This window comes from Gammaproteobacteria bacterium (genome assembly GCA_029862005.1).
Classification (GTDB): domain Bacteria; phylum Pseudomonadota; class Gammaproteobacteria.
Map to the genome: position 1 here is coordinate 17,767 of JAOTYD010000027.1, position 24,681 is coordinate 42,447.

Annotated in this window: 21 protein-coding genes, 1 pseudogene and 1 other annotated feature; of the genes and pseudogenes, 9 read left to right on the top strand and 13 right to left on the bottom strand. The window is 50.9% G+C overall.

Features of this window, described 5'->3' with window-relative positions:
• Positions 1-112 precede the first annotated feature (112 nt).
• Complete coding sequence (locus OES20_14655) at positions 113-436, top strand: cupin domain-containing protein (protein MDH3635939.1); 324 nt, start codon at positions 113-115, stop codon at positions 434-436.
• Entirely contained in the window at positions 429-1,679 is a 1,251-nt protein-coding gene (locus OES20_14660) for a serine hydroxymethyltransferase (GenBank protein MDH3635940.1), read from the top strand. Before OES20_14655 ends, OES20_14660 begins: the two co-directional genes overlap by 8 nt.
• Here the strand turns inward: OES20_14660 and OES20_14665 are convergent.
• A complete protein-coding gene (locus OES20_14665) occupies positions 1,676-2,230 on the bottom strand; it encodes an HNH endonuclease (GenBank protein MDH3635941.1) in 555 nt (184 codons plus the stop codon). The two genes, OES20_14660 and OES20_14665, sit on opposite strands and share 4 nt — an antisense overlap.
• A gap of 294 nt (positions 2,231-2,524) precedes the next feature.
• On the opposite strand from OES20_14665, the gene OES20_14670 reads away from it, so the two are divergent.
• Positions 2,525-3,433, top strand: coding sequence for a PhzF family phenazine biosynthesis protein (locus tag OES20_14670; protein ID MDH3635942.1), 909 nt, complete (start codon positions 2,525-2,527; stop codon positions 3,431-3,433).
• Positions 3,434-3,441: 8 nt separating this feature from the next.
• On the top strand, positions 3,442-4,440 hold the full coding sequence (locus OES20_14675; protein MDH3635943.1) for a dipeptidase: 999 nt from the start codon (positions 3,442-3,444) through the stop codon (positions 4,438-4,440).
• On the opposite strand, the gene OES20_14680 is transcribed toward OES20_14675, so the two are convergent.
• From OES20_14680 to OES20_14690, 3 genes are all read right to left on the bottom strand, one after another.
• The gene (locus OES20_14680) at positions 4,432-5,298 is read right to left on the bottom strand and encodes an ion transporter (protein ID MDH3635944.1); all 867 of its coding nucleotides are present in this window, start codon (positions 5,296-5,298) and stop codon (positions 4,432-4,434) included. The genes OES20_14675 and OES20_14680 overlap by 9 nt on opposite strands.
• A gap of 216 nt (positions 5,299-5,514) precedes the next feature.
• Positions 5,515-7,137, bottom strand: a complete 1,623-nt coding sequence (locus tag OES20_14685; protein ID MDH3635945.1) for a glutamate synthase-related protein — start codon at positions 7,135-7,137, stop codon at positions 5,515-5,517.
• 4 nt (positions 7,138-7,141) lie between these two features.
• Entirely contained in the window at positions 7,142-8,422 is a 1,281-nt protein-coding gene (locus OES20_14690; protein MDH3635946.1) for a cation:proton antiporter, read from the bottom strand.
• Between the two features lie 258 nt (positions 8,423-8,680).
• Between OES20_14690 and OES20_14695 the strand changes: the two genes are divergently transcribed.
• Complete coding sequence (locus tag OES20_14695) at positions 8,681-10,060, top strand: FAD-containing oxidoreductase (protein MDH3635947.1); 1,380 nt, start codon at positions 8,681-8,683, stop codon at positions 10,058-10,060.
• Between the two features lie 96 nt (positions 10,061-10,156).
• Positions 10,157-10,795 carry a CDGSH iron-sulfur domain-containing protein gene (locus OES20_14700; protein ID MDH3635948.1) on the top strand — a complete coding sequence of 213 codons (639 nt, stop codon included), beginning with the start codon at positions 10,157-10,159 and terminating at the stop codon, positions 10,793-10,795.
• 254 nt (positions 10,796-11,049) lie between these two features.
• Here OES20_14700 and OES20_14705 read toward each other — a convergent pair whose 3' ends face one another.
• The 7 genes from OES20_14705 to OES20_14735 form a co-directional block, all read right to left on the bottom strand.
• Positions 11,050-11,862, bottom strand: coding sequence for a WbqC family protein (locus OES20_14705; GenBank protein ID MDH3635949.1), 813 nt, complete (start codon positions 11,860-11,862; stop codon positions 11,050-11,052).
• A 143-nt stretch (positions 11,863-12,005) separates the two neighbouring features.
• Positions 12,006-12,401, bottom strand: a complete 396-nt coding sequence (locus tag OES20_14710) for a hypothetical protein (protein ID MDH3635950.1) — start codon at positions 12,399-12,401, stop codon at positions 12,006-12,008.
• 351 nt (positions 12,402-12,752) lie between these two features.
• On the bottom strand, positions 12,753-13,901 hold the full coding sequence (locus OES20_14715) for a glycosyl hydrolase family 18 protein (protein MDH3635951.1): 1,149 nt from the start codon (positions 13,899-13,901) through the stop codon (positions 12,753-12,755).
• Between the two features lie 200 nt (positions 13,902-14,101).
• Positions 14,102-15,559 carry a hypothetical protein gene (locus tag OES20_14720; GenBank protein MDH3635952.1) on the bottom strand — a complete coding sequence of 486 codons (1,458 nt, stop codon included), beginning with the start codon at positions 15,557-15,559 and terminating at the stop codon, positions 14,102-14,104.
• A 235-nt stretch (positions 15,560-15,794) separates the two neighbouring features.
• A complete protein-coding gene (locus OES20_14725; protein ID MDH3635953.1) occupies positions 15,795-16,511 on the bottom strand; it encodes a PIG-L family deacetylase in 717 nt (238 codons plus the stop codon).
• Positions 16,512-16,533: 22 nt separating this feature from the next.
• Positions 16,534-18,234: a glycosyltransferase family 2 protein gene (locus OES20_14730; GenBank protein ID MDH3635954.1), complete on the bottom strand. Its 1,701-nt coding sequence runs from the start codon at positions 18,232-18,234 to the stop codon at positions 16,534-16,536.
• Positions 18,235-18,246: 12 nt separating this feature from the next.
• On the bottom strand, positions 18,247-19,257 hold the full coding sequence (locus OES20_14735) for an NAD-dependent epimerase/dehydratase family protein (GenBank protein ID MDH3635955.1): 1,011 nt from the start codon (positions 19,255-19,257) through the stop codon (positions 18,247-18,249).
• A gap of 1,044 nt (positions 19,258-20,301) precedes the next feature.
• Between OES20_14735 and OES20_14740 the strand changes: the two are divergent.
• Positions 20,302-20,421: pseudogene (locus tag OES20_14740) on the top strand (transposase zinc-binding domain-containing protein).
• Positions 20,422-20,544: 123 nt separating this feature from the next.
• Here OES20_14740 and OES20_14745 read toward each other — a convergent pair.
• On the bottom strand, positions 20,545-21,354 hold the full coding sequence (locus OES20_14745) for a WbqC family protein (GenBank protein MDH3635956.1): 810 nt from the start codon (positions 21,352-21,354) through the stop codon (positions 20,545-20,547).
• Positions 21,355-21,666: 312 nt separating this feature from the next.
• Positions 21,667-22,317, bottom strand: a complete 651-nt coding sequence (locus tag OES20_14750; protein MDH3635957.1) for a PEP-CTERM sorting domain-containing protein — start codon at positions 22,315-22,317, stop codon at positions 21,667-21,669.
• A gap of 302 nt (positions 22,318-22,619) precedes the next feature.
• Positions 22,620-22,718 (top strand) — a sequence feature (23S ribosomal RNA rRNA prediction is too short).
• 145 nt (positions 22,719-22,863) lie between these two features.
• On the opposite strand from OES20_14750, the gene speB reads away from it, so the two are divergent.
• Positions 22,864-23,829, top strand: a complete 966-nt coding sequence (gene speB / locus OES20_14755; protein ID MDH3635958.1) for an agmatinase — start codon at positions 22,864-22,866, stop codon at positions 23,827-23,829.
• Between the two features lie 226 nt (positions 23,830-24,055).
• Entirely contained in the window at positions 24,056-24,448 is a 393-nt protein-coding gene (locus tag OES20_14760; protein ID MDH3635959.1) for a RidA family protein, read from the top strand.
• Positions 24,449-24,681: the final 233 nt, after the last annotated feature.

The following is a 24,681-nucleotide window of genomic DNA, read 5'->3' on the forward strand; positions in this document are numbered from 1 at the left end:
CGCAGATTCATTGCAGTTGCTAGATTGCACTATTTGCGCTAACGGAGATAAGCTTGGCCGGGGGAAAACCAGATTCTGCCTGTCGCGTGCCGAGAACGCGCATTTTGAACCAATGCACGGGTACCGCGACTGGCTCAAGATTCGCAATCTCGGCCTCAGCGAGGCAACCCATGGCGCTTACGACGCCTGGGTCACGCGCGCCAACGACCTCGGCGGTTCAACCGGTCGGCATTATCATAATTACGATTTTCAAATCATGTATGTGACCCGTGGCTGGGTAAAAATGTACTACGAGGGTGAAGGTGAATTCGTGCTGAAGGCGGGTGATTTCGTTTATCACCCGCCAAGGCACGTCCATGACTTCATGGAATACTCTGACGATATCGAAATATTCGAACTGGCCGCACCGGCCGACCATAGCGCAATCGATGTCTGACTTTTTTGATACCAGCCTGTCGGATTCGGATCCCCTGATTGGCGATGCCATAAGAGGTGAATTGCAACGTCAGCAGACACAGATCGAACTGATTGCATCGGAAAACATTGTCAGCCGCGCGGTACTCGAAGCGCTCGGACACCCGATGACCAATAAAACACTCGAGGGTTACCCCGGAAATCGTTTTCATGGCGGCGGTGAATTTGTCGACGTGGTCGAGCAGGCAGTAATTGACCGCGCCCGCGAACTGTTTGATTGCGACTATGTCAACGCACAGCCGCATTCCGGTACCCAGGCCAACCAGGCGGTATTCTTCGCAACCGTAAAGCCAGGTGATCGAATACTAAGCCTCAACCTGGCGGCCGGTGGCCACCTCAGTCACGGTGCCAGCCCGAACCAGTCGGGCCGCTGGTTCGAAGCACACCATTATGGTGTCGACCGGGAAACCGGGCTGATTGACTACGAATCGGTTGCGCAAATGGCGAAGGAGATTCGACCAGCGTTACTGATTGCCGGCGGGTCTGCGTATCCGCGCTGCATCGACTTTGAGCGCATGCGTCATATTGCAGACTCGGTCGGCGCCCTTTACCTGGTTGATATGGCACACTTTGCCGGACTGGTCGCGGCTGCTGTTCATCCTTCCCCGTTACCTCATGCCGACATCGTAACCTGCACCACCACCAAAACCATGCGTGGACCGCGCGGTGGCCTTATCCTGTCGCGTGATTCGACCTGGGCCAGGCAACTCCAGTCGGCAGTTTTCCCGGGCGTACAGGGTAGCTTGCACAGTCAGGTCATCGCCGCCAAGGCGGTATGCCTGGGCGAGGCCTTGAGCAATGCTTTCAAAAACTACGGAAAGCAGGTTGTTGAAAATGCGCGGGTGTTCGGCCAGACGCTCTCGGGTCACGACATCAAGCTGGTTAGCGGCGGCACCGATACGCACATGGTATTACTCGATTTTTCAGCGCGCGGCCTAAGCGGCCAAATGGTTCAGGACCGGCTCGCCCGGGTTAATCTCACTTCCAACAAGAACCCGGTTCCATTCGACTCGAACCGGCCTTCCGAGTGGGTAGGGCTGCGTCTCGGGGTTGCTGCCGCAACCACGCGTGGTTTACAACAGGACGATTTCAAGTCACTCGGTGACATTATTGCGCGAACCATCGAACAGGGTTCGGAAAACCAGGTTCAGGATGACCGGAACAAAGTCCTGGCCATATGCGAGCGTTTCCCGATCTACGGTTAAGACCACCTGCCGTTTTTGGAAAACTGGGTTTTCAGGAAATCCATCTGATCGGTGAGAATATTCTTGTTCGCAAGATAGAAAAATTCGTAACGATTCGGTACGAACGGAACCGCAAGCAGCTGCATGCCTGCTTCCTCGGGAGTGTGATCTGCCTTGCGATGATTACAGCGTTTACAGGCGGTCACAACATTGGTCCAGCTGTCGGTACCGTTGCGTGACACCGGCAGAATGTGATCGCGTGAGAGATTATCAGCAGTGAACTTGCCCCCGCAATACATGCACAGGAATTGATCGCGGCGGAACAGGTAACTGTTGACCAGTGGTGGCACAAAATCGTTCAGCTTGATGCTGCCATCGCTCGCCAGAATGCTCGGTAACGACAGCACCGACTGGCGACCGAGCCGGTTGATGCCGCCCCTGATTTCAAACGCATGCTCACCCAACGCCCAGACCACCTGGTCCTTTACCAACAGCGTTGCGGCCTCTTCACGCGAAATCCAGTCAATCGGCATTCCGGCCTTGTTTAATCTCAGGATCTTTGCATTCCTCATCGCTTTATTATGCCTTACAAAATCGTCAGGTAAACCCCTGATTTAATGGCCAAAATACACGATACTCGGCGTTTCTCACAATACTATTATAGTTGTGCAAACTTCGTTCAAGCGCGAAATCTAGAAAACGCTTTCGTAATTTACACGAATTTGCTTAGATTGCTGTGAAATTGTCACAACTTGATGACTCCGAGGAAAGATTCCAATGGACAGATCTGCGGCACAGGTTTCAGTCGACGACAATGACTCACCTGTCAGCGCCAAAGCCCGGGATACCTCGCAAGGATGCCTGCCATGAAGGCTTTTCCATTCGCGCTCTATGATGCGTTTTCTGCGACCGTATTCGGCGGTAGCCAGGCGGCGGTAATCACCGACGCAAAAACAATTAAATCAGCCGAACGGCAGCGTATTGCACGCGAGATCGGAATGCCGGCAACAGCCTTTGTTGACGACTATGGCGACGACTGGATCCAGGTCCAGTTCATGTCGACCGTCATGGAGTTGCCGATGTGCGGGCATGGCACGATCTGTCTGCTGACGCACCTGCTCGAATCGGAGCGCATCCGGCTGGATCAACAGTTAACGCGTGAGGTCGAATTACGCCTGCCCAGATCAACCGCAACCGTCGAATTGAGCGCGCGCCGTGATGCTCGTTACCAGGTCATGCTGGATATCATACCGCCGCGCTTCGAAGCCCCGCCGCCCCATACCGGCGCCCTGCTTAAAGTGCTCGGCCTCGAAGCCAGCGCGCTCGCCAATGACCTGCCGCTCGAAACCGCACGCGGTGATTTCATCCACCTGGTGGTACCGCTTACCGGGCTCGAAGCGATACGCGCGATTGAGCCTGACTTCAACGGCATGATCGAATTCTGTCATGCGTACGGCGTCGAGACGATCGCGGTATTCTGTAGCGAGGTCGAAAATTCAGCTAACAGTATTCACGTGCGCGATTTCTGCCCGGCGGTCGGTGTCAGCGAATCCGCCGCCGCGGGAACGACCAATGCGACGTTGGCCAGCTACCTGGTACGGCATGACATGGTGACAGCGGACGCCGATATCATCACGGTTAACGCCGAACAGGGACTCGAACTCGGGCGCCCGAGTTCGGTACAATCCCGTGTTACGCTGATCGGCCAGGAAATCGACAGGCTGCAGGTGGGCGGCGTCGCGACCCGTGTCCTCGATGGGCAGGTATATTTATAGGTAAAGTCATGCAACCGAGGCTTGAAAAACTCTACCGCGACGCGCTGGTGTGGGACGCGCATGCCGGCGTATTCCCGAGCCTCGAGGTCGATCTCAACCTGTTACAGGAATGGCCGGACAGCGGGGTTAATTACCTCAGCATCAATGTCGGCTTCGACGTCATGGACTGGCAGGATACCCTGGCCACGTTGGCCGCCTATCGTCACTGGGTGTTGGCGCATACCGATCGTATCGTACTGGTAGGCAATACCGCGGATATTGATCGGGCGCGCAAGCAAAATAAATTTGCGGTGAGTTTCGATATCGAGGGTATGAACGCACTCAACGAAGATATCAACATGGTGAGCGTCTACCACGCGCTTGGCGTGCGGCAAATGCTGTTCGCATACAACCTCAACAATGCGGCGGCCGGGGGCTGCCATGACCGTGACACCGGTCTGACCGAATTTGGCAGGCAAGTGGTACGCGAAATGAACCGTGTCGGCATGATTGTCGACTGCTCGCACGCAGGCTATGCCACCACGATGGATATCATGCACGAGTCGAGCAAACCGGTCGTATTTTCACATTCCAACCCAACGGCCATCTGGGACCACCAGCGTAATATCAGCGATGATCAGATCAAGGCCTGCGCCGCAACCGGGGGCGTAATCGGAGTCAACGGCATGGGCATCTTTCTCGGTGAAAACGACATCAGCAATGCAACCCTGGTGCGCCACATTGATTACCTCGCCGACCTGGTTGGCTGCGAGCATATCGGCTTTGGTTTCGATTACTCGCCCAGGGTGGATGTTGATATCGGCGTGATTCTGCGCAGTCGCCCTGACTACTGGCCGGCGGGTCAGCAGTATGATACGCGGGGGATCGAACACGCTGGACCGCAACAACTGGAGGACCTGGTAGAGAAATTAGCGGACGCCGGCTACGGTGATGCTGACATTCGCGGCATGCTCGGGGAGAATTTCAGGCGCGTTGCCGCGAGCGCCTGGCAGGGTAGCTCAACCTGATTCTGAATTGCCGCTTTTCTCTGGCACCGCCTTTAACAGAAGTTTCAGTTCCGATATTTCCTGCCGTAGCGTTGCCATTTCCTGGTGCAGGTCCGCCTCGATGTGGTCCCTGGCCTGGTTCATCGCCTCCATCGCCTGCTGCGACTCTTCCTCGCTGAAGCTGTGCATCGCGTTGACGATGATGGCGATAAACAGATTCAGCATCGTGAACGTGGCGATCAGGATAAAACAGACGAAAAACACCCAGGCAGCCGGATGTACCTCCATCACCGGGCGCACGATGCCCATCGACCAGCTTTCCAGCGTCATGATCTGGAACAGCGTAAACAGGGATTCACCGATACTGCCGAACCATTGCGGAAAAGTGGGGCCAAATAGTTTGGTCGCGATCACCGCGAATACGTAGTAAATCAAGAGCAACACCAACGCGATCGAACCCAGGCCCGGGATCGAGTTCAGCAAGGCACCGACCACGCGTCGCATCGACGGTACCAGCGTCAGCAGGCGCAGCACGCGTAATACGCGCAGCGCTCGCAGCACGGCAAAGGGCCCGCTTGCAGGCACCAGCGCAATCGCGACTACGCTGAAGTCAAATATACTCCAGGCATCGCGAAAAAATCCCAGGCGGTGCGCAAAGATGCGTAACCCGATTTCTATGACGAAGACGCCCAGTATCAGGTGATCAAGCGCCAGCAGGTATGTGCCGTAACTTTCCATGGCTGCGGGTACGGTCTCAAGGCCGAGGACGATCGCGTTAATCACGATCAGGGCCATGATGCCATTTTGTATTCGTGGACTTTCCACCCAGCGGCGGATCGCCCCACGCATGCCTGCTTGAGGCGGAGTTTCTGTTTTCATTGCCAATACCTGGAGACGCTACCAGAGCCTTGAGATGGTGGCATGCAGGACGATTTCAATGCAACTATAAAATGGTGGTTACGTTCTGCTTCTAAAACATCCGCTACGCGGTATCATTCCAGATGTGTGGTCGATTCGTTCATTTCAGCCATCCCCAGGTTGACTGATAAACGAATTGGGTCACCGCGACTGTGAGAAAATCGGTGGGATGCATGGTTATTGCCCTCCGTCGAGATCGACGCCGCCGTAGGCGACGCCGCTGAGTCGCGCCATGTCCACGTCGAATGTTGTTAGATCGTCGATCGAAAACTGGTTCAGATGATCGTGCCCGGCAGCCCGTGCGAGCACCGCCATCAGGTCCACCGTGGCACCGAAAAACCGCGCCAGGCGCTCTGCCGCGATATCTACGGGTAAGCGCGCGCGTAAATGCGGTTTTTGCGTGGCGATACCAACCGGACAATTATTGGTATGACAGGCGCGCATGCCGAGGCAACCGATGGCTTGAATGGCCGCATTGGACACTGCAACTCCATCAGCACCGAGTGCGAGCGCCTTGGCGAAATCGGCCGGGTGGCGTAGACCACCGGTGATGATTAACGTCACCCCATCAGCGTTGCAGCGATCGAGATGCCGGCGTGCTCGCGCCAGCGCCGGGATCGTCGGCACCGAAATGTTATCGCGGAAGATCAGTGGCGCGGCGCCGGTGCCGCCGCCGCGTCCATCGAGAATGACATAGTCAACGCCAATCTCGAGCGCCGCGTCGAGGTCCTTTTCAATATGCTGCGCCGATAGTTTGAAACCAATCGGAATGCCGCCGGTACACTCGCGCACTTCGCCGGCAAAATCACGGTACTGATCGAACGAGGTCCAGTCCGGAAAACGGGCCGGCGAAATCGCCGATTGGCCTTCGGGTAATCCGCGCACCTCGGCGATCTTGCCCTTGACCTTGTTGCCCGGCAAATGCCCGCCGGTCCCGGTTTTGGCGCCCTGACCGCCTTTGAAGTGAAACGCCTGGGTTTTCTTGACCTTATCCAGCGAATAACCGAAGCGTGCTGACGCGAGCTCGTAAAAGTAGCGCGAATTGGCCGCCTGCTCTTCGGGTAGCATGCCGCCCTCGCCGGAGCAGATGCCAGTGCCGGCGAGTTCGGCACCCTTGGCCAGCGCAGTCTTGGCTTCCTCAGACAGCGCGCCGAAGCTCATGTCGGAGACGAACAGTGGAATATCGAGCTTGAGTGGCTTGTTCGCATTAGGCCCGATCACCAGATCGGTGCCGACGGCTTCGTCGTCGAGTCGCGGCAGCTTGTGCAACTGCCCGACCACGAACTGAATGTCATCCCACTTCGGCAACAGATCGCGTGGCACGCCCATAGCCGAGGCGGGACCGTGGTGCCCGGTCTTGCTCAGGCCGTCATTGGCAAGCTGGCGAATGAACTTGACGTAGGGCTCGTCGACGGTGCCATGGGGGTCCTGGTAGGCGCCCTGGTAACTGTCACGATTATAGGGTTGCGGGTTGGCCCCGGCCCAGGCGCTGACTTCGTCTTCGTCGACGCAGACCTGGCCGTCTTCGACCCAGGCATTAAATTTCGGCAGCGTCTCGCTGTTATTGTATTCGCTGATGCCGGTATCCATGCGGTAATCCCAGTTATGGACTCCGCATATAAGGTTATCACCGGAAACAAAGCCGTCAGCCATCAACGCACCGCGATGCGCGCAGCGCCCGTAGAGCACACTGAACCGGTCGTCGAAACGAACGATGACGAGATCGACGCCTGCGACCAGAGCATGCGTCGGTTGGCGGTCGGGTAACTTGTTCCATTCGGTCAAGGCAATTTTTTTCATGATCCTACCCTTGTTTGGTTTCAATAATGTGCCCTTCGCGCAACGGTATCTCCACGGCGGGCATGTTTTCTTCGCATTCGCCCATGCCGGCGGCCAGCCGAGCATAAGCGTTTGCCAGCGGCGCGGCGCTGACGCCGTGCAGCAGCGCACTCAACGTCACCGTGAGCACGGTGACGGTAAAAATTTCGTCGCGTTGCGGCAAATCGGATTCTTCGATGATCAGCAAAAGAAACAACACCGAAGCGAGTCCGCGCGGGCCGAACCAGCCGAGAAACAGTTGCGTCGGCAGGCGCACGCCGGTGGCGATCAATGACAGCAGGATCGGTAGCATCCTAACCACGGTCAGACTCAACAACGCGTAGACCAGGTGCTCAACGCCGGCGTGTTCGAGCGCTTGCGGCAGCATAACCGCGCCAAAAATCAGGAACGTAATCAGCATCAGCAGCTGGCCCTCGGTTTCCATGAATTCGAACAGGAAGGTACAGGCGTTTTGCAAACGGTTGCCGAATACCATGCCGCCAATAAAAACGGCGATGAACCCGTTGCCGCCGATCAGTTCGGCGGCAACGTAAATCAATATCGCGAGCGCGAGGATTGCGATCCCCTGGTAACTGTCGCCCATCCAGCCGCACACCACCGCGCGGTCGAGCGCAACGGCGCCGGTGGCGCCGATAATAATGCCGACGATCGGGCCGAGCACGAGTTGCATCAATCCGAATTGCACCCACATGCTGGCATCGTTCTGCGTGCCATGGGCGGCGCCCGCGAGGCTCGCGAACAGCAACACCGCCGGCAGTGCAATACCGTCGTTAAGGCCACTCTCGATATTAATCGCCTGGCGGATGCGTGCCGGTACCGCTTTCGCCGAGACCACCGACTGGCCGAGCGCGGCATCGGTCGGCGCCAGAAGCGCGGCCAACAGTGCCGCCTCCCACAGCGAAAAGGCAGGAAACAGCCAGACCGCGACCAGCGCGCCGCACAGCATCGTTAACGGTAATCCGAGCACGAGCATGCGCTGAGGCAGGTTGTGATCGATCCTGACGTCGCCAAGTTTGATGCGCGCGGCATCGGTGAATAGCACCAGGATCAAGGTGCATTCGGCGATGAAATGGATCATGCCGTGCCCGGGATCGATATGCGCGACGCCAACGCCACTGGAACCGACAACCAAACCGAAGCCGACGAACACCAGCGGCGCGGTGATGATCGTGTCGCGCAGGCGGCCCGAGATCAACGAAAACAGCAGCAGGCCGCCGGCGATTATCGCTAAGGATTGAATATCCAACGAAATCCCGCGATTAGCAGCCAAGCAAGTGCAAGCAAGCAGGTTGTCTGCCTGGATTAATGATAATTCGACTCCTCTTGGTTATATTTGGGTTACCGTAAAGGCAACTGTTAATATTTAACGTCACGCGCGTCAGGATTACAATGGCTTTTCCGATAGCCTATAGGCTGCGAATTTCACTGCGGTGTCATTGCCAGCCAGGCCACAAAACATGTCGGTCGCAGTGACCAAATCGATAAAGCCAAACAGGAGGCAACCATGTCTAATCAGTACGAGGCAATAATTATCGGCACCGGCCAGTCGGGACCGGCGCTGGCTGGTCGACTGAATGCCGAGGGACTTCGAACGGCCATCATAGAGCGCGGCCTTGTCGGCGGTACCTGCGTCAATGTCGGCTGTATCCCGACGAAAACCCTCGTCGCCAGTGCGCGGGCCGCTTATATGGCACGCGAAGCCCCGCGATTCGGGGTACAGATTCCCGGTGACATCGCCGTGGACATGGTCGCCGTCAAAGCACGCAAAGACGAAATTTCAGGAGCCTCGAACCGGGGCGTCACCAGCTGGATCGAGGGGATGGACAATGTTGACCTGATCCGCGGGCACGCCAGTTTCACGGGTCCCAACGCAGTTGAAATCAATGGCGAGACGATCGAGGCCGAGAAGATATTCATCAACGTCGGTGGGCGCGCCCGGGTACCGGACTGGGAAGGTATTGACGAGATACCATTCCTGAACAACTCGAGCATGATGGATGTCGATTTTCTTCCGCAACATCTCATTATCGTCGGCGGCAGTTACATTGGACTGGAATTCGCGCAAATGTATCGACGCTTCGGCAGCGAAGTGACAGTCGTGGAAAAGCACGATCGGATTATCGGCAGAGACGATGACGATGTCTCGAACGCGGTCAGGAAAATTTTGGAGGGAGAGGGTGTTCAGTTCCGTTTGAACGCGGATTGCTTCAGGGTCAGGAAAACGGACACCGGGGTTGCGATTCGGGTCAGCTGCGACGAGGGTCCCGAAGAGGTAACGGGCTCACACCTGCTTGCTGCCGTGGGACGAGATCCCAATACCGATGATCTCGGCGTTGACCGGGCGGGCGTCGAAACCAACCGGTTCGGCTTCATCAATGTTGACGATCAGCTGCGCACAAGCGTGCCAGGTATCTGGGCGATCGGTGACGTCAATGGACGCGGCGCGTTTACCCACACCTCCTACAACGACTACGAGATCGTCGTCGCCAACCTGTTCGATGATGACCCCCGCAAAGTGACGGACCGAATACTATGTTACGGATTATTCGTTGATCCGCCATTGGGCCGCATCGGCATGACGGAAAGGGAGGTGCGAGCGTCCGGAAAACCCGCGCTGATCGGCAAGCGCATGATGACCCAGGTCGGCCGGGCCCGCGAGTTCGGCGAAACGCGTGGATTCATCAAGATCATCGTCGATGCCGAGACCGAGGAAATCCTGGGCGCCGCCATTCTGGGCCTCAATGGGGACGAAGTCATTCACTGCCTGCTAGACACGATGTACGCGCGCCGGCCCTATACCGTTATCGCGCGCGCCGTTCACATTCATCCAACAGTGGCAGAATTGATTCCTACGGTCCTGCAGGGCATGGTCCCGCTGGAATAGTTGCAACACTATTTTCCTTGCTTTAAATTATCCGATCGATAGGGGACAGTCGGCTACCTGAAACAAGGGTCGAATTTATACACTTAAGGAGTTGAAATGAATAAAATCAGACCCGCCATCAGCTGTGCCAAGAATGGTCCGTATTTACTGAAAAGTGAAGCGATGTCGGCAGTTGAGCTCTGTGTTCCGGGGCCTGAAGGTGAAACTGTCTCTAGCGTCAGCGACGTAGCGCTGTGCCGCTGCGGTGGTTCAAGCAACAAACCCTTCTGCGATGGAACGCATCGTAAAAACAGTTTCAACGATCGCAATGAATCTGACACCGGGGAAAACCGCGTGGCCAGTTACTCCGGCACGCACTTATCGATCCATGACAACCGCAGTATCTGTGCACATGCCGGTTACTGTACCGACCAGTTAAGCGCAGTATTCAAAATGAGCTCCAACCCCTGGATCGATCCGGATGGGGCCAGCGTCGAGGAGATCATCGCGCTCGTTAACCAGTGCCCATCGGGCGCTCTGAGCTATACAACCAACTCCGAGACCCGCGAGCAAACCTCAGAATCCCGAATCAGAGTCATGAAGGATGGACCCTATGCGATCAGCGGTGTTGATCTCGCCGATCACGAACTTGGCGCCGGAGCGACATCGGCCCGCTTTACCTTGTGCCGCTGCGGGGCTTCGAAGAATAAGCCATTTTGCGACGGCAGCCACTGGGATATCGACTTCAAGGGGTAAAATAGCTCGTACCGGATGAAACACAGCAGGGGGCCATCATCAAGGCTGGTACTTTTGGGCGTCGCGAGCGCTGCAGAGTACCTTGATCCCGGCAAATTAAAACTGCTGATTTTAATGTTGTTTAGGAAGGGTGTTGGCTAAACGGCGACCGCGGCGCACCTTCGATGCCGACGAATTTCCGGGAACAGGGGCAACTCCCTTCTTTGTGCCAATGTGTCTATCGGTTTGTTTGTGGCCGGGCGGCGGTTTGGGTGCTATCCCCGGAATAACAATATATCCAGTGCTTGCTCGGCCGAGCAGTTCATTAACAGGTCGATAATGGATAAGTTTGGAATAAATGCTTCGAACTGGGTATTTTGTTGCGGATAAGGACGGCAAGTCCAGCTCTGTACCTCGATATTAATCTGATTATCCTGGAAAACTTCGCGATCCATGTAACTGTCAAAGGCGGTCCCCCCGGCAAGATAGTTCGTTGCCTCAAAATTTTTACACAGGGATACAATTTTTTCAGATGCTGATATTTCGTTTTCCTCGGAAAATAGGCTTGTACCTGTAGTAATATGGTAAAAATCGCCAATCCGTCTTTCTTGTAAAAGCGTATTAACCGATTCCAGGGACAGGCTGGCCAAGGATTCGGGCGCACGGCCTTCCAGCAGGCGAAACAATGCCCAGAATAAGGTAGCATTATTGAGCTTGGCTACTGTTTCGTATCCCGCCTCGAGAATGGCCTCGATTTCGGCGAAGACAGAATGAAACTCGGGGGACTTGGAGTAGTTAGATTTTAGCTGGTTCAACTGTTTCTTGGCCCAGGGTTGATCGTAGGAAATCTGGGTTTGATAAATTGGCAGCATTCCGCCCTTTTTTATCGGTACATTTAAAAGATGTATCCCCGCATTGGTTTTTATCGGGCTATGCACCTGGTGAGATACGCCACGGGTTCCATCGGAAAACTTGTGGTTTTTCACAAACTGGACATCGTCCCTGATGACAAAATGCTCGGATGCAAACATCCGCGCGAAGTAGTGTAATCTCGGGAAATAATGAGGCTGAATGTCGCACAAGGTCATGATGGCCTGTCCCTTTGGCAAGTACGGAAGACTAGAGTAATGCTTCTAGCGAGGTTCGAACAATATTCACATCGGGAGAGATTGTCTTCCCCTAAAATTCGCAAGCCTCAGTATAGGGGCGGGATTGGCATGGTCAAGAAGGGTTATCTGTTGATTTGCGCAACTTTGGCCTTAACGGGACCGAGTTGTTTTCTGAGTTGTTCGAGGTCGTCGGTGTCGTCGAGCGAATACTCGCGTTGATCGGCGTCGCGCACAATCACTTTATTATCCCGAGTCAATACATAGTTTTCATAACCTTCGTCGACAAATAACCAGGGAAGCTGGTCACCCGCGATGTCGAATGACTCCATGCCGAGCGAGTGAAGCACTTTACCAGCAGCTTTTTCCCGCTCTTCGTCCAAGGCTTTTCGCGTCGATGGATCATGATTTACCAAGCAATAGAGCGAATAGGTCAAGTAAATATCTTCGATTTTGCTGTCCTGGGTGGCTGAATCCGATCCATGGTAGAACGACCATTTATACAAAACTTTCTTTTTCACCACTTAAACCTGATACCGTATTTGTTATATATATAGCAGATTTCCGGATTAGTTACCTTAGATAAATACGTAAAATAGCTGTGCGGAAATTCTCGATTTCCGAGGCAGCGAGTTAGTTCCCGGACTACGGAAGAGCCGGATTTGCGGGCGGTTCAGTTGATAAAATCGGTAGATGGCCGCGGATCTGTGGGCATTAAAAATGTACGTAAAGTATTTACTTTAAAAATAAAATGTCTTTTCGTGTCAATTCTTTACGATCACGTCATTGTCGTGCTTTCAATTTGAATTTGCTTGGTTTTCAATCTGGCGGATTTATCCGGAGCTTACTTTTCATTTAAGGCCTACGGTTTTTCAATGCAGTGAATCTCTGATTTCTTCCCATATACCCGGATCTTCCTCGCCCAGCCTCCACAAGCCTATATTATTAATCCCATACTTGGCCTTGAGTTTAAGCTTTTCCCTGATACTGTCCTTGTTTTCGAACCAGGCTACATAGCCTACTCCCCTGCTGTCCTCGAACAACTGGTAGGGACTGCCGTGCGGATCGCTCCATTTGACCTCGGCGTCGAACCTGTCCTGGAATGAAGAAATTTTACGATAGGTAAATTCCTTGTCCACACCTACAAATTGGTTACTTTTTTTGCGCTCCCACACCTCCCCATAAAGCGGCAGGCCCAGAAAAACCTTGTCCACGGGAACTCCTCGTTTTTCGATCGCGTAATTCAGAACTCCATCTACCCATGCTGGCGACGCCAACGGCCCCGGTTGGCTGCCTGGGTAATGTTCGCCGTAAGTCATGAAGTGCATTTGATCGACATAGGGGTGTATTTCACTCCAGTCCTGGGCATGCGAACCATTATCTTCCATTGGATTGTCCTCCGAAGTCTTGGGGTGCAAGGCAACGGCGAGCACCTTGCCCTGGTTCTGTAAAGCTTCTCCCAGCAATTGTATGAACTGCGTGAAATTGCTTCTGTATTCGCCAGGCAAAGCTTCGTAATCGATGTTGATGCCATCGAATCCCATGCGATTCACAAGGTCAATCAGGTCGGCGACATGTTTCTGTCTCCGGTTTTTCGATTTTATAACCTCCCAAACCCGTTCCGGATCCCAGTTAGAGGCCCCCTCGTTATCGTCGTCCGGAAGATTGGTGATTATTGCCAGCACCTTTACGCCATTTTTTTGCACAGACCTTATCAGTTCCCTGCTTTCCCTCGCACCCTTGTATTTTTTTATTTTTCCACTTTCGTCGAGGACATACCAGAAAAGAGAAATGTGAGTAAACAAGTCAATGTTTTCCTGAAACGATTCCATCGCGTCATCCTGATCCCAATAAGGCACCCACCCCAATACTATCTTATGAGTATGTTCAGCTTCGTTCGAGGTAACCGAGTAACTATCCGGCTTGATACAGGAAACCACGAGCAGGACAGAAATCACCAAGATACCATCAAGCAGATATTTTAGCGGTCGTCTTAATAAAGTGGTGCTGGCAGGCTGCATAATCGGGATTTCCGTTTTCGCTATTAAAAGATAACTGTCACCGTAAATATCCTTGATATACGGATTATTGTCCAGATTGGATTTATATGACAGATTCAGGCCTACGATGTTTGCACCAAAAAGCGCAGGAATCGGCCGGACCTGGCATAGGGCGGAGTCTGCGGTTGCTCACTCTTTTCACCATGCAGAGCCTGTCGCTGCTACCGGCGCCGGTCAACTCGGTCTGCCGGAGTAGAAGCCGGTAAAACCACTTCATCGAAACTGTAAACTAAAACCAATCCAAACAGAGTTTCTTCGAAGCTGGTTTCATCTATGGTTTCGAGAGCCGATTCGAGGCTCCAATTGTCGTTAATCCAGTAACGTACGACTACTTCGACAATTCTGCCCGTCGCTGCCTCCTCACTGGCATCGTTGGGCGTTACTTCCCGTTCCGAGTAGGCAAGTCCGATACCCAGGGGCCATGCGTTGTAATATGCGCTGATGGTAACGGTACTATGGTCTTCGGGATTATTGTTCGCATTTTCGATGTCTAAAAGTTCCAAGCCCAACTCGATTTCGTAGTTCTCGGACGGCTTAATTACCCCGTACAATGCGCCGATGGACATCTTTTCAACCAGCTCCAGGTCGAGACCCGGCTGCTGTTCTCCGTAACCGAGGACGTAGTCGACTCTTCCGGCTCCGTAGTTTGAGCTTCCGTGAAAAGTGAGAAGCCCATTATCAAATTTCTCGGTATTTCCAGTCCCACCGTCTTCCTTATCCACTTCGTCCAAGCCACTGAGCAGGGGGGCACTAAGAAAAGACGTGTCGACATGAAACAAATGAAGCGTTAGCCAGTGCTCGTCGGTGGATTCGTTGCCCAGTCTGACCGCTCCACCGAGGCTTATTTTTTCGTCGAGATTGATGTAATTCGAATAATTGCCGAAAAATGTCGGGGATTCGGGAAATATTTCAGAAGCGGGCTCATATCGTCCGGCGAATAATGAGAATCGTTCTCCACTGTAGTCCAGTTTCAACATATCGATGTTCAGGCCTTTTCGAAACAGAAACTTTTCGTCCTGATCAAAAATGTTCTTCTCTTCGTCGAAGATGATATCGGTCTCCAGCAGCAAATTCAGGTTATCCGTGATTTTGAAATCGGAATAGGATTTTACACGGCTGATAAAATCTTCCTGCTCGAATATCGGATCCGTAGCCTCTAAGACGTTCAAGTATTCGACCTCGGCCTGGACGTGTGTACTTTCCCAATTAAATAACCTAGTTTCCTGACTTGTCGTTGTGGAAGAATCCGGTAACACGGTTTCCAGTTCTTCCACCGGTGTGGCGTCGTCGGTTTGCGGTGGTGGCGTATCCTGCTCTGGCGCCTCGGTGCCATCCGTATCCGTTGCTAAGCTGTCGACTTGGGCACTTATCAGCGTCAACACACGATCCTGGGAAGACGGCAACAAAGGACTGGCGCCAAATCGCTTTTTAAAATCACCCGCAAAAGCCGATTCAGAATGGCATAAAACTAAATAAACGAGGATCAAGATAAATTTTGATAAAGGGCCTCGTGATTTCGCGGTAGGTACCGATGATCCCCCGATCGTATTAGGACAAATTGGATCGGGTCGGCCAAGAGTTGCCGCTTTCGATTCTAGGTTGGTTAACAATATTGTCACGATTGTGTTTCCCGATTCAATCCCAATCCATTGTTTACCGGATGGGTGCTAAGGTTAAAAGCCGACATAGGAACGAGCGGTAAATAAACAAGCTGCACCGTCCGCTACGAAATGTGTCGCCCGGGGTAGGCGCGCCCAAGCGTAATGTAAATCCGGAGCGATCAACTTTAATTCCTGAATCAACAACCGATATCAAACGGGCATAAGCGTAATTTGTTGGTAGATTCCACGATCTTCAAAGAATCGCCAATCGTTTTAACCAAAACGTTTCGGCCGCCATGGCTCCGCATTGCAGCCCCCGATAACTGGCCATGGTCTTCACCCCATGGACCGAAAGCGGGCTATCGGCTTGTTTTAACTGGGATTGGTAGAGCTTGAGCGCTTCAATCTTGGCACTCAAGTCAGCCTCTTCCAATTTAACATACAGCGATGAAGAACTCAGGGTCTCGGCAGTATTCCAGGCATGATAAGGCAGTTCATATGTGGCCAGCATCGACTGATACGATTTTTGCTTCAACGAAGCCGGCCGCAGTGCGGTTACGGTCGCTTTGAATACCGCGCGGTGATCCTGGTTGTAGTCATGATTGGAGGTGGTGAGGACCAGGTTCGGTTCGATTATATGCAAGGCCAGTTTGCTCCCCCTTTCGATGGCATGTACCAGTTCGCCCTGGGGTATGGCGTCGAGTTTCAGGTGGTATTTATCTCCGCTCAGGGCAATGTCGAAATCATCGAAGTCAAGGTAATCGGCAACCTTTTCAATTTCACTGATGCGTTCATCGGCAGTCGATATTCCTTTATCGGAAAAATCCTTCGCAGTTCCCACCGTAACATACATGACATATACCTTGCCGCCTTCGCGCTTGATGCGATGAATAATTCCGCCGCATCCAAAGACTTCGTCGTCGGGGTGTGGGGCGATTACGAGTGCCCTGACTTTACTTAGATCAATCATCGTAATTTCCTGGAGTCATAGTTTACGCACGGGAAGGGCTAGACCAGCGACCATCAGACTCAACGAAATAAGTGAGGGGCAAGGTATACAAAAAAATAAATGCGTCGATCCAGCGTAGCAAGACAAATCCCAGGCCGTACAGTAATAACATTGGTTTCTTCTCAAGCACGGCAATAACTATCGTCAAGATGTAATCAACCAGAAATATGCCGATAACGACGTCGCTCAGGCTGATATTGACGATCCCTAGCGTGGGAAGCCAGAGAGCCATTGTTTCGCCGGGGGCTAGCAGAAGCCAGACCAATACGACCGGAAACATCAGGAATACCACGCTTTGCAGCAGCACCTCTAATGTGAAAGTGCCGAGTGCAAGCCAGAAGAAACTAAACCAGAAACCATGTCTTTTCGCCGTTTGCCAAAAACCAAGATTCCAGCGCTTAACCTGAGAAAAATAATCCCGCAGTGAGTGAGGATCTTCGCAAAATGAAATCGCTTTGGGCGTATATGCTATTTTCCCGCAGCGGTTTTTGTGAATCTCAAAGGTCATGTTGAAATCCTCGATCAATAGACCGGGGGCAGTTATATCGATGTCGGGAATCACGCTGCATCGATACATACTGGAAAAACCAGGGATAATGTAACTTACATTGGAAAACTCCCATGTCTGTCCGTAGCGAAGAAAAGCCTGCATGACCTTATATAGGCGGACTCGGTAGGCGATAAAAAAATTTCCCCAAACCGGTATCCAGTGTGGTTTCCATTTGGGAACTGCATGACCCGCAATCGCAACAACGGATGGATTGTCGAACAGGGGCAACGCATTTTTCATGTAGGCCTCATCGATTTCCGAATCGGCATCCATGATCAGCACTGCCTTGTAGTGGTCGCAGAGTTCGTAATGATCGATCAGATATTGTATTGCCCGGGCCTTTCCTCCATTGGGCTGTATATTCGCGACATTGCAGTCCCATTGCTTGGCCACCTCTACCGTGTTATCGGTGGATCCATCGCTACCGACAAAGACATTGCGAATTGGTACGACTCTTTGTAGTGCATCAAGACATAGATGAATGGTTTTTTCCTCGTTATGGGCCGGCACTAGCACGGCCACGTCGTCTAGATCGACATGTGATTGTTCAGTCAGCTTATCGTTTGTTGAATCGCGCTTGATCCACCTGTAGTAGTTGAGCCTTAATCGACCGACGAGATACCTGCTGCCAAACCAGCTCCCGATCAAGGCCAGTGAAAAGAAAATAGCCAATTCCTCCAAATAGGCAGGATCCGTGATATCGGCGAATTCAGCAATATTCGAATATTCGAGATAATAATATAGCGACCAGTAAAGCACCGGGAACAGTAAGGTATCGACCAGGGAAAGTGCGGCACGCAAGATACGCACCAGGGTGTATGCGATCAGGACAGACGCTGCAGTCCAGGAAATCGTCGGTAATACCCATGAAATCGGAGCAGGCAGAGAGTTTATGTCGTCTGCTGGCCGGGTATCTGTAGAAAAAACACCGCTAATGGCCGTCGAAATCGAAAGCAATACTTCAAATAGCAAAAACGCAATCAGGGCCGCGAGCGAGAATAACAGAAAAAGCCTGATCGGGGATACGTATGCACGGGCATTGTCTTGAGAGAGGAACCTGATAAATCCTATGGTGCCCCATAGCGAAAAACTGAAACCGTACAATGTTATAAACGCTAGTATCGATTTGGTCACTAATTGTTTCGATTACTGGATAAAAGACACTAGTTCTAGAACTTCGCCAGTTTCAGGTGGAATTGAATCAATCGCTGGTACACCGTAGTTAGGCATCATTTCCAGCAATCCTTCGGCTACCGTTACTCTGGGAGACCAGCCAAGCCCCCTGATTTTGGTGGTATTGGGTAGGCGGCCGCCATGATCTTCGATGAAATGAGGGCGGAACTCAATTTCCACCGGCATCGACGTTAACGAATCAATCAGAAAGGCTAACTCCTTGATCGTCATCTGGGTTGAACCACCGATATTGTAAACCTCACCGGGAGCTCCTCGCTCCAGGGCAAGCAGCATGCCGCGTATCAGATCTTGGACGTGCATGTGCGCCCTATTCTGGTTTCCGTCGCCGTAAATGGTGATTTTCTGGCCTAGTCGAATTCTCTTTAAAAATTGCGGTATCACCCGCGTGTCGTCGGGCGACATCCCGTTTCCAAAAGTGTTAAACAGCCGCATGATCTTGGCATCGATCTGGTATTTATTAACGTACATAGCGATTAGGGCTTCCGAGAATCTTTTGCCCTCCTCGTAAGCGCTTCTGGGGCCAACGGGATCGACATTGCCGTTATAGGTTTCCGGCTGTGGGAATATCTCGGGATCGCCGTATACTTCCGCTGAACTTGAGAATATGAGTTTCGACTTGCACTTTTTGGTCAGTTCGAGGACATTGAAAGTTCCGGTCGAACAGGTAACCAGCATTTCCTCGGCCATTGGAAGGATATTCGGTACCCCAGTTGGGCAGGCCAAATGAAATATCTCATCGTATTTTTCATCTTTAAATTCAGATACAAAACCAGGATCCGATATGTCAATCTCCATTAACCGAAAGGAGCGGCTTTCATGAAGGCTTGAAATTGATGCCTTTCGTCCAGTTGAAAAATTATCGATGCAGTCGACGCTATGACCTTTTTCGAGAAAGTATTTGCATATGTTGGACCCAACAAAACCTGCACCCCCGATTACCATAACACGTTTCATTTTTCCCATATTTTTGTCTTCATACCTCCTTCGTTGAGTATTTTGCGGCAAAATATAATCTACTAAATAACGGTGACTAGTTAATTTTAATCAATTAAAAACATTGTTCAGGTTTCCGAAAAGTCAAAGACGTTAATAACTGAATCAACGACTTCGATTCGCGCGATGCCAACCGATTTATACCAAAGTAACCATTTACCCAAAGCAACCATTTACACTTTGCATATAATTATTGCTTCTTAGCAAGAAAATACCAGATATTGTAGGCATTGTTAGTCCAAACAACTATATATAGCGCTACAACTAGAAATCCCCCTGAATTTTTTGCTGGTTATTTAATACGTCTTATACAGTAATGAAGAAGTAAAGCACATCACCCAAATGAGGTAAGTTTCACCCAAACAGGTTAAAAATCTCCGCGATACATAGTGAGATGTTTATAGGCGAACGTCTCAGTTGGGATGTGAACTCAATCGGTCGATGCAACATCTAATTTCTAGCTACAAAGAGGAGGATGTTGGTAATGCTTTGAATAATGGGGATCTGGGATTTTTTCCAATCAACATCCATCTGACGGCTCAAATTCTTCTGGCCACAATAGTTGGTGAGCCCTTAACGAGCCTCGGAAAACACTATACGTTGGTTTTAAACAATGCCGCAGAGTAATCGAAGATCGAAAAGATCTATTGAGTCACAAGAATGGCGACATCATAACCCATTAGAGCAAAGTTAAAATCGAGCATCTGCGGGAGGCGGTGAATTCCATTACTAGAGATATCTACCGCAAATTTCCTACAGTGAGAGTTGCTGGAGAATGCGAAACGACGCTAAGTCATTGAAAGAAATGGTGGCTACGCCCTGATTTGAACAGGGGACCCCACCATTATGAGTACGATAAGGCAATTATATTAGGCTAATAATCAATAGCCTAGCGAGGCACCCATTGCCGAGATTGCACCACTAAGCATAACAATGCATTACTGAATCCTACAATTTTCCTACACCGGCAAACTACATTTTTTGAGAATGAAACCAGTGAAATTGATATAAACTGTTCATCGCGAATTTGATGCCTATTTGCGTTGCGACGGTCTGGATTATGGTTTCCAGCGCGTAGTCTGCGTATTCTGCCATGCCGAGCAGCTAGAGGCCTTTAGCTGCAAGAGGCGCGGCCCCTCCCGCAAGCCCTATCCGATCAACTGGGAAATACATCGGGTACGACGCGAAACTTGCCACGAGGAGCGCCTGCCCGCCTTTATCCGTATGCGCGGTCAATTTCAGCCAAAAAGACAACACCTACGGCAGTAGCAGATCCAGCGCCTCGCCAGGTGAACAATTCATCAACAAATCGATGATGGAGAGATTGGGTGTAAATTCTTCCACGTCCATATATTGTTGCGCATAGGGCTCGCATAGCCATTGCTGAATCCGGACATTGATATTTCTTTCACTAAAAACATCAAGATCTAAATAACTCTCATAAGCTGTTCTGCCGGTGATGTAATCCGTAGCACCGAAAATCGTGCACAATCGGGCGATCTTTTCCGATGCGCTCATTTGATGATAGGCGGCGCCAACATCGACTTCGGTGCCGAGGATGATATGGCGTAACTTACCCGGCAACTTCTGATCTATCAGCGAATTTACCGATTTCAGGGTCATGTGTTCCGGACCTACCGGATCGACGCCCAGCAGTCGGCTAACTGCCCAGCATATGGTTGTCGTGTTGAGTTTAGCCACCGTTTCATAGCCGCTTTCCAGGATCGACTGGATCTCGCTGAAGACGGGCTCGAATTGCGGGGACTTGCTGTAGTTATGTTTGATTTGATTTAATTGCTTTTTCAGCCACGGCTGATCGTAGGAGACCAGCGTTTTGCTGATCGGCAGGTAGCTCCCTTTTTTTGCGGACACGGTAAGCATTACTGGCCCGTGGTTGGTCTTGATAGGGGAATGCACCTGGTGTGATACCCCGCGCGAACCGTCTGTGAACCTGTGCTTGTTTACGAATTGAACCTCATCCTTGATGATGAACTGGTTGGATTCGAACATGCGGGCAAAAAAATTCAATCTGGGAAAATACTGAGGCTGTATGTCACTTAGAATCATGGCCGGATATTTCTTTAGTTAGGTTCAGTTAGCAATAAAATATCAAATACTCTTCCCGTTTGACAGTATCGTGATTATTCGGGAATGAATGTTCTCTAGCTGCTTTATAGCGGAAACGATCTCCCACAAATCTCCGAATATTTTAAGCCATCCTTTCGGGCCTAGGTCAGTGCTCGATTGTGGACACTCCATCTTTTGTTCTAAAGATAAAGTGTTGCGTCGATCAGTTGAACTCAGCACCCGCAACTGAGACACTCATAAAAAAGCCACCTAAAATAAGATGGCTTAGTTATTTTACTAAGTAGTTATTGGTTATGTTTTTCTGCGACGAGCAAAACTTAAACCGAGTAAACCCAACCCAAAGAGAGCTACGATTGAAGGTTCAGGTACAACTGTAATACTGGTCCTAATCCAGGCGGAGTCATCAGCATTAGCGAAGTTGTTCGCGGTGTAAATCCAATTGGCATTTGTGCTAATTCCACTCACCGCTGCGCCGCCATTTACGGTAGTCCAGATGTTCGGATCGCCATTGAAGCCATACTCGGTTGCATTCGCGAGGAAATTGCCAGTGTCTACATCATAGACTTCCCAGGCTGAGGAAGAATAGTTGGCGTTACCATCCCAAAGGATTTCTGCAAGCAATGCAGCAGGATTACCGTCGGATAAATTACCTACATTCAGTATGTTCCAGGCAAAATAGTGTGTGCCAGCACCCAGGTCGATTGTTACTGAATCGGATTGCGTCCAATCACTAGCATTTGCCAAAGCCCCCGAACCTAAATCCTCCCAAAGCTGGCCATCCGTGCAGCTTGAATCAGAACACAATCCACCCGATGCGAGAATATTATCGACCGGCAGATTGATGGTTATGAGCGTGGCCTGGCTTGATGTCGCGAAACCGAAGGACAATATTAATGCCGCTGAGATTCGTATGATTGTATTTTTCAATTTAGTATCACTCAATATTAGATTAGATGAATAAAGCAAATTTCAGGCCACGTAATTAATGATGGTGTTTATCAGTAACTTAAAAATAATTGAATATAAATTTTGAATCATTTTGCAAAATTTTTTTACAGCTTTCCGGTGCAACTGTAAAGAATCTTTACAGTGTGTACTTTTGAGAACATAGCGAGAACTATACTATAGTCACCATTGATTTAAATTCAGTCAAAATCAATGAAGGGCGGAACTAGACCAGGTGCGGGAGATAAGAAAGGTTCAGGACAGCAGCCCATTACATGGCGATGCTGGAACCTTATGCCGAAGAATTAATACAGCACGTTTGGAAATCGTGCTCTGAGTGCATTGGCATAAGGGTGCTTGACTGCGAGACAGACACGTCGAGCAGGGTCGAAAGACGCCTATGGGTCGGATATCGCCGCTGATCTATCGATTTTGAGCGGCAGCTTTCTCAATAGCAGACCCTCGTCAATCCCTGGTAGGCGGCAATTTTCGGCCAATACCGGACGCTCATATTTTCCGTGATAATATGTTATTTAGATAGATATGAAAGATTCTGATATCAATACCTCAGACGCTATATTTGGTTGTTCACGCCCGAGTGAGCAAACTTCCGAGGCACCATTTTTTGGCGCCAACACCTTCATGCGTCGGCCTTATTGCAGAGAGCTTCAACACGCTGACATTGCAATTCTTGGTGTGCCATTTGATCTCGCCGTTTGTAATCGCCCTGGCACAAGATTTGGACCCAGAGCAATAAGACAAGCGAGCCGTGACATATCAAGCTGGAGGAACCAATATCCCTGGGGATTTGATCCTTTCGATTATATAAATGTTTTCGATTATGGTGACGTGGTTTACCGTTACGGAGATGCCGCTGAAATGGTCGAGCAAACCCAAGCCTGCGTCGCTGATATATTAAGAAAGGGGGCAAAAACATTGAGCCTCGGCGGAGATCATTTTGTTTCTCTACCTATTTTGCGCGAAGTTGCAAAAACGCATGGTGCGGTATCGCTAGTTCACTTTGATGCGCATACAGATACCGAAAGAAACGACAATCCTTACGACCATGGATGCATGTTCTATCGTGCCGTTGAAGAAGGCATTGTTGATCCCACGAGATCAGTACAAATTGGTATCAGGACCGACTACGATAAAGATAAAGACCAGTTTACTGTAATCGACTCACCTACGGTTCACCGAATCGGCATAGACTCAACTGTAGGGAAAGTAAGGCAGATGATAGGTGATCATAAGGCTTACCTCACTTTCGATATTGACGCTCTCGACCCCGCTTTCGCCCCTGGCACAGGCACGCCGGTTCCAGGGGGTCTAACTTCAAATCAAGCCCTAGAAATTCTAAGGGGGATATGGGATATCGAATTTGTCGGTATGGATATCGTTGAAGTGGCGCCGGATTACGATCACAGCGAAATTACGGCTTTAGTTGCCGCTCAGCTAGGTCTCGAATTTATATGCATGCAAGCTGCATTAAAGCAAAATGCCCCATAACAAGCGCATGCAGTCGGACAATCCACTCGTTGCGCTGACGATTTCTCAATAGCAGACTCTGAAATTCGTTTCCCAGGCTTCTCGAACCGGCCATAAGCGGACACCTGGCAGCAGATAATATATTATCAGGTCAATTACCTTTTCATTATGCTGTTAGGCGGCCATAGATGAGAGAAGCGAACCATCGATACCGATGTATGAGGGAAGTATTGAACCGGAGATAAACATGAGGCCCAAGAGAGTTATTGTTACCCCAGAGTTTCAGCATTTTCTCAACGATTGGCATCTGTCACCGGGCATTGATGACGGTGATTATGTATTTTTTTCCGGGGTAACAGGAATCCAACCAGACCTTTCAGTTTCGACCGACCCAGAGACACAGTTTCGAGATACATTTCAAGTCCTCGAAAAAAACCTTGCGCAAGCGGAACTCAAATTCGATGATGTTGTGGACATGACAACTTACCATGTCGGATTGCGAGAGCATTTGCACACGTTTATGAAGGTAAAAGATGAGTTCGTTTCATCTCCATTTCCCGCATGGACTGAGATCGGTGTATCTGAGCTTATTACAGAAGGCACACTTATCGAGATTAGGGTTATAGCAAAGCGACAATAATATGCGGGCACAAATGAGTGATACAACCCGCCTCTACGCAACATGCATCGGGGGAAGTGACTTGCGAGGGCCACATAACAAGCGAATGCAGTCGGACCCAAAAGTCCTCTATGCGCTTATAACTTCAAGGTCGGTTTAGGGTTGGATATTGCCGCTGCTTCACCGAGTTTGAGCGTCTGTTTTCTCGTAAGCAGACCCTCATAGAATCCTGGTAGGAGGCAACCTTCGGCCAG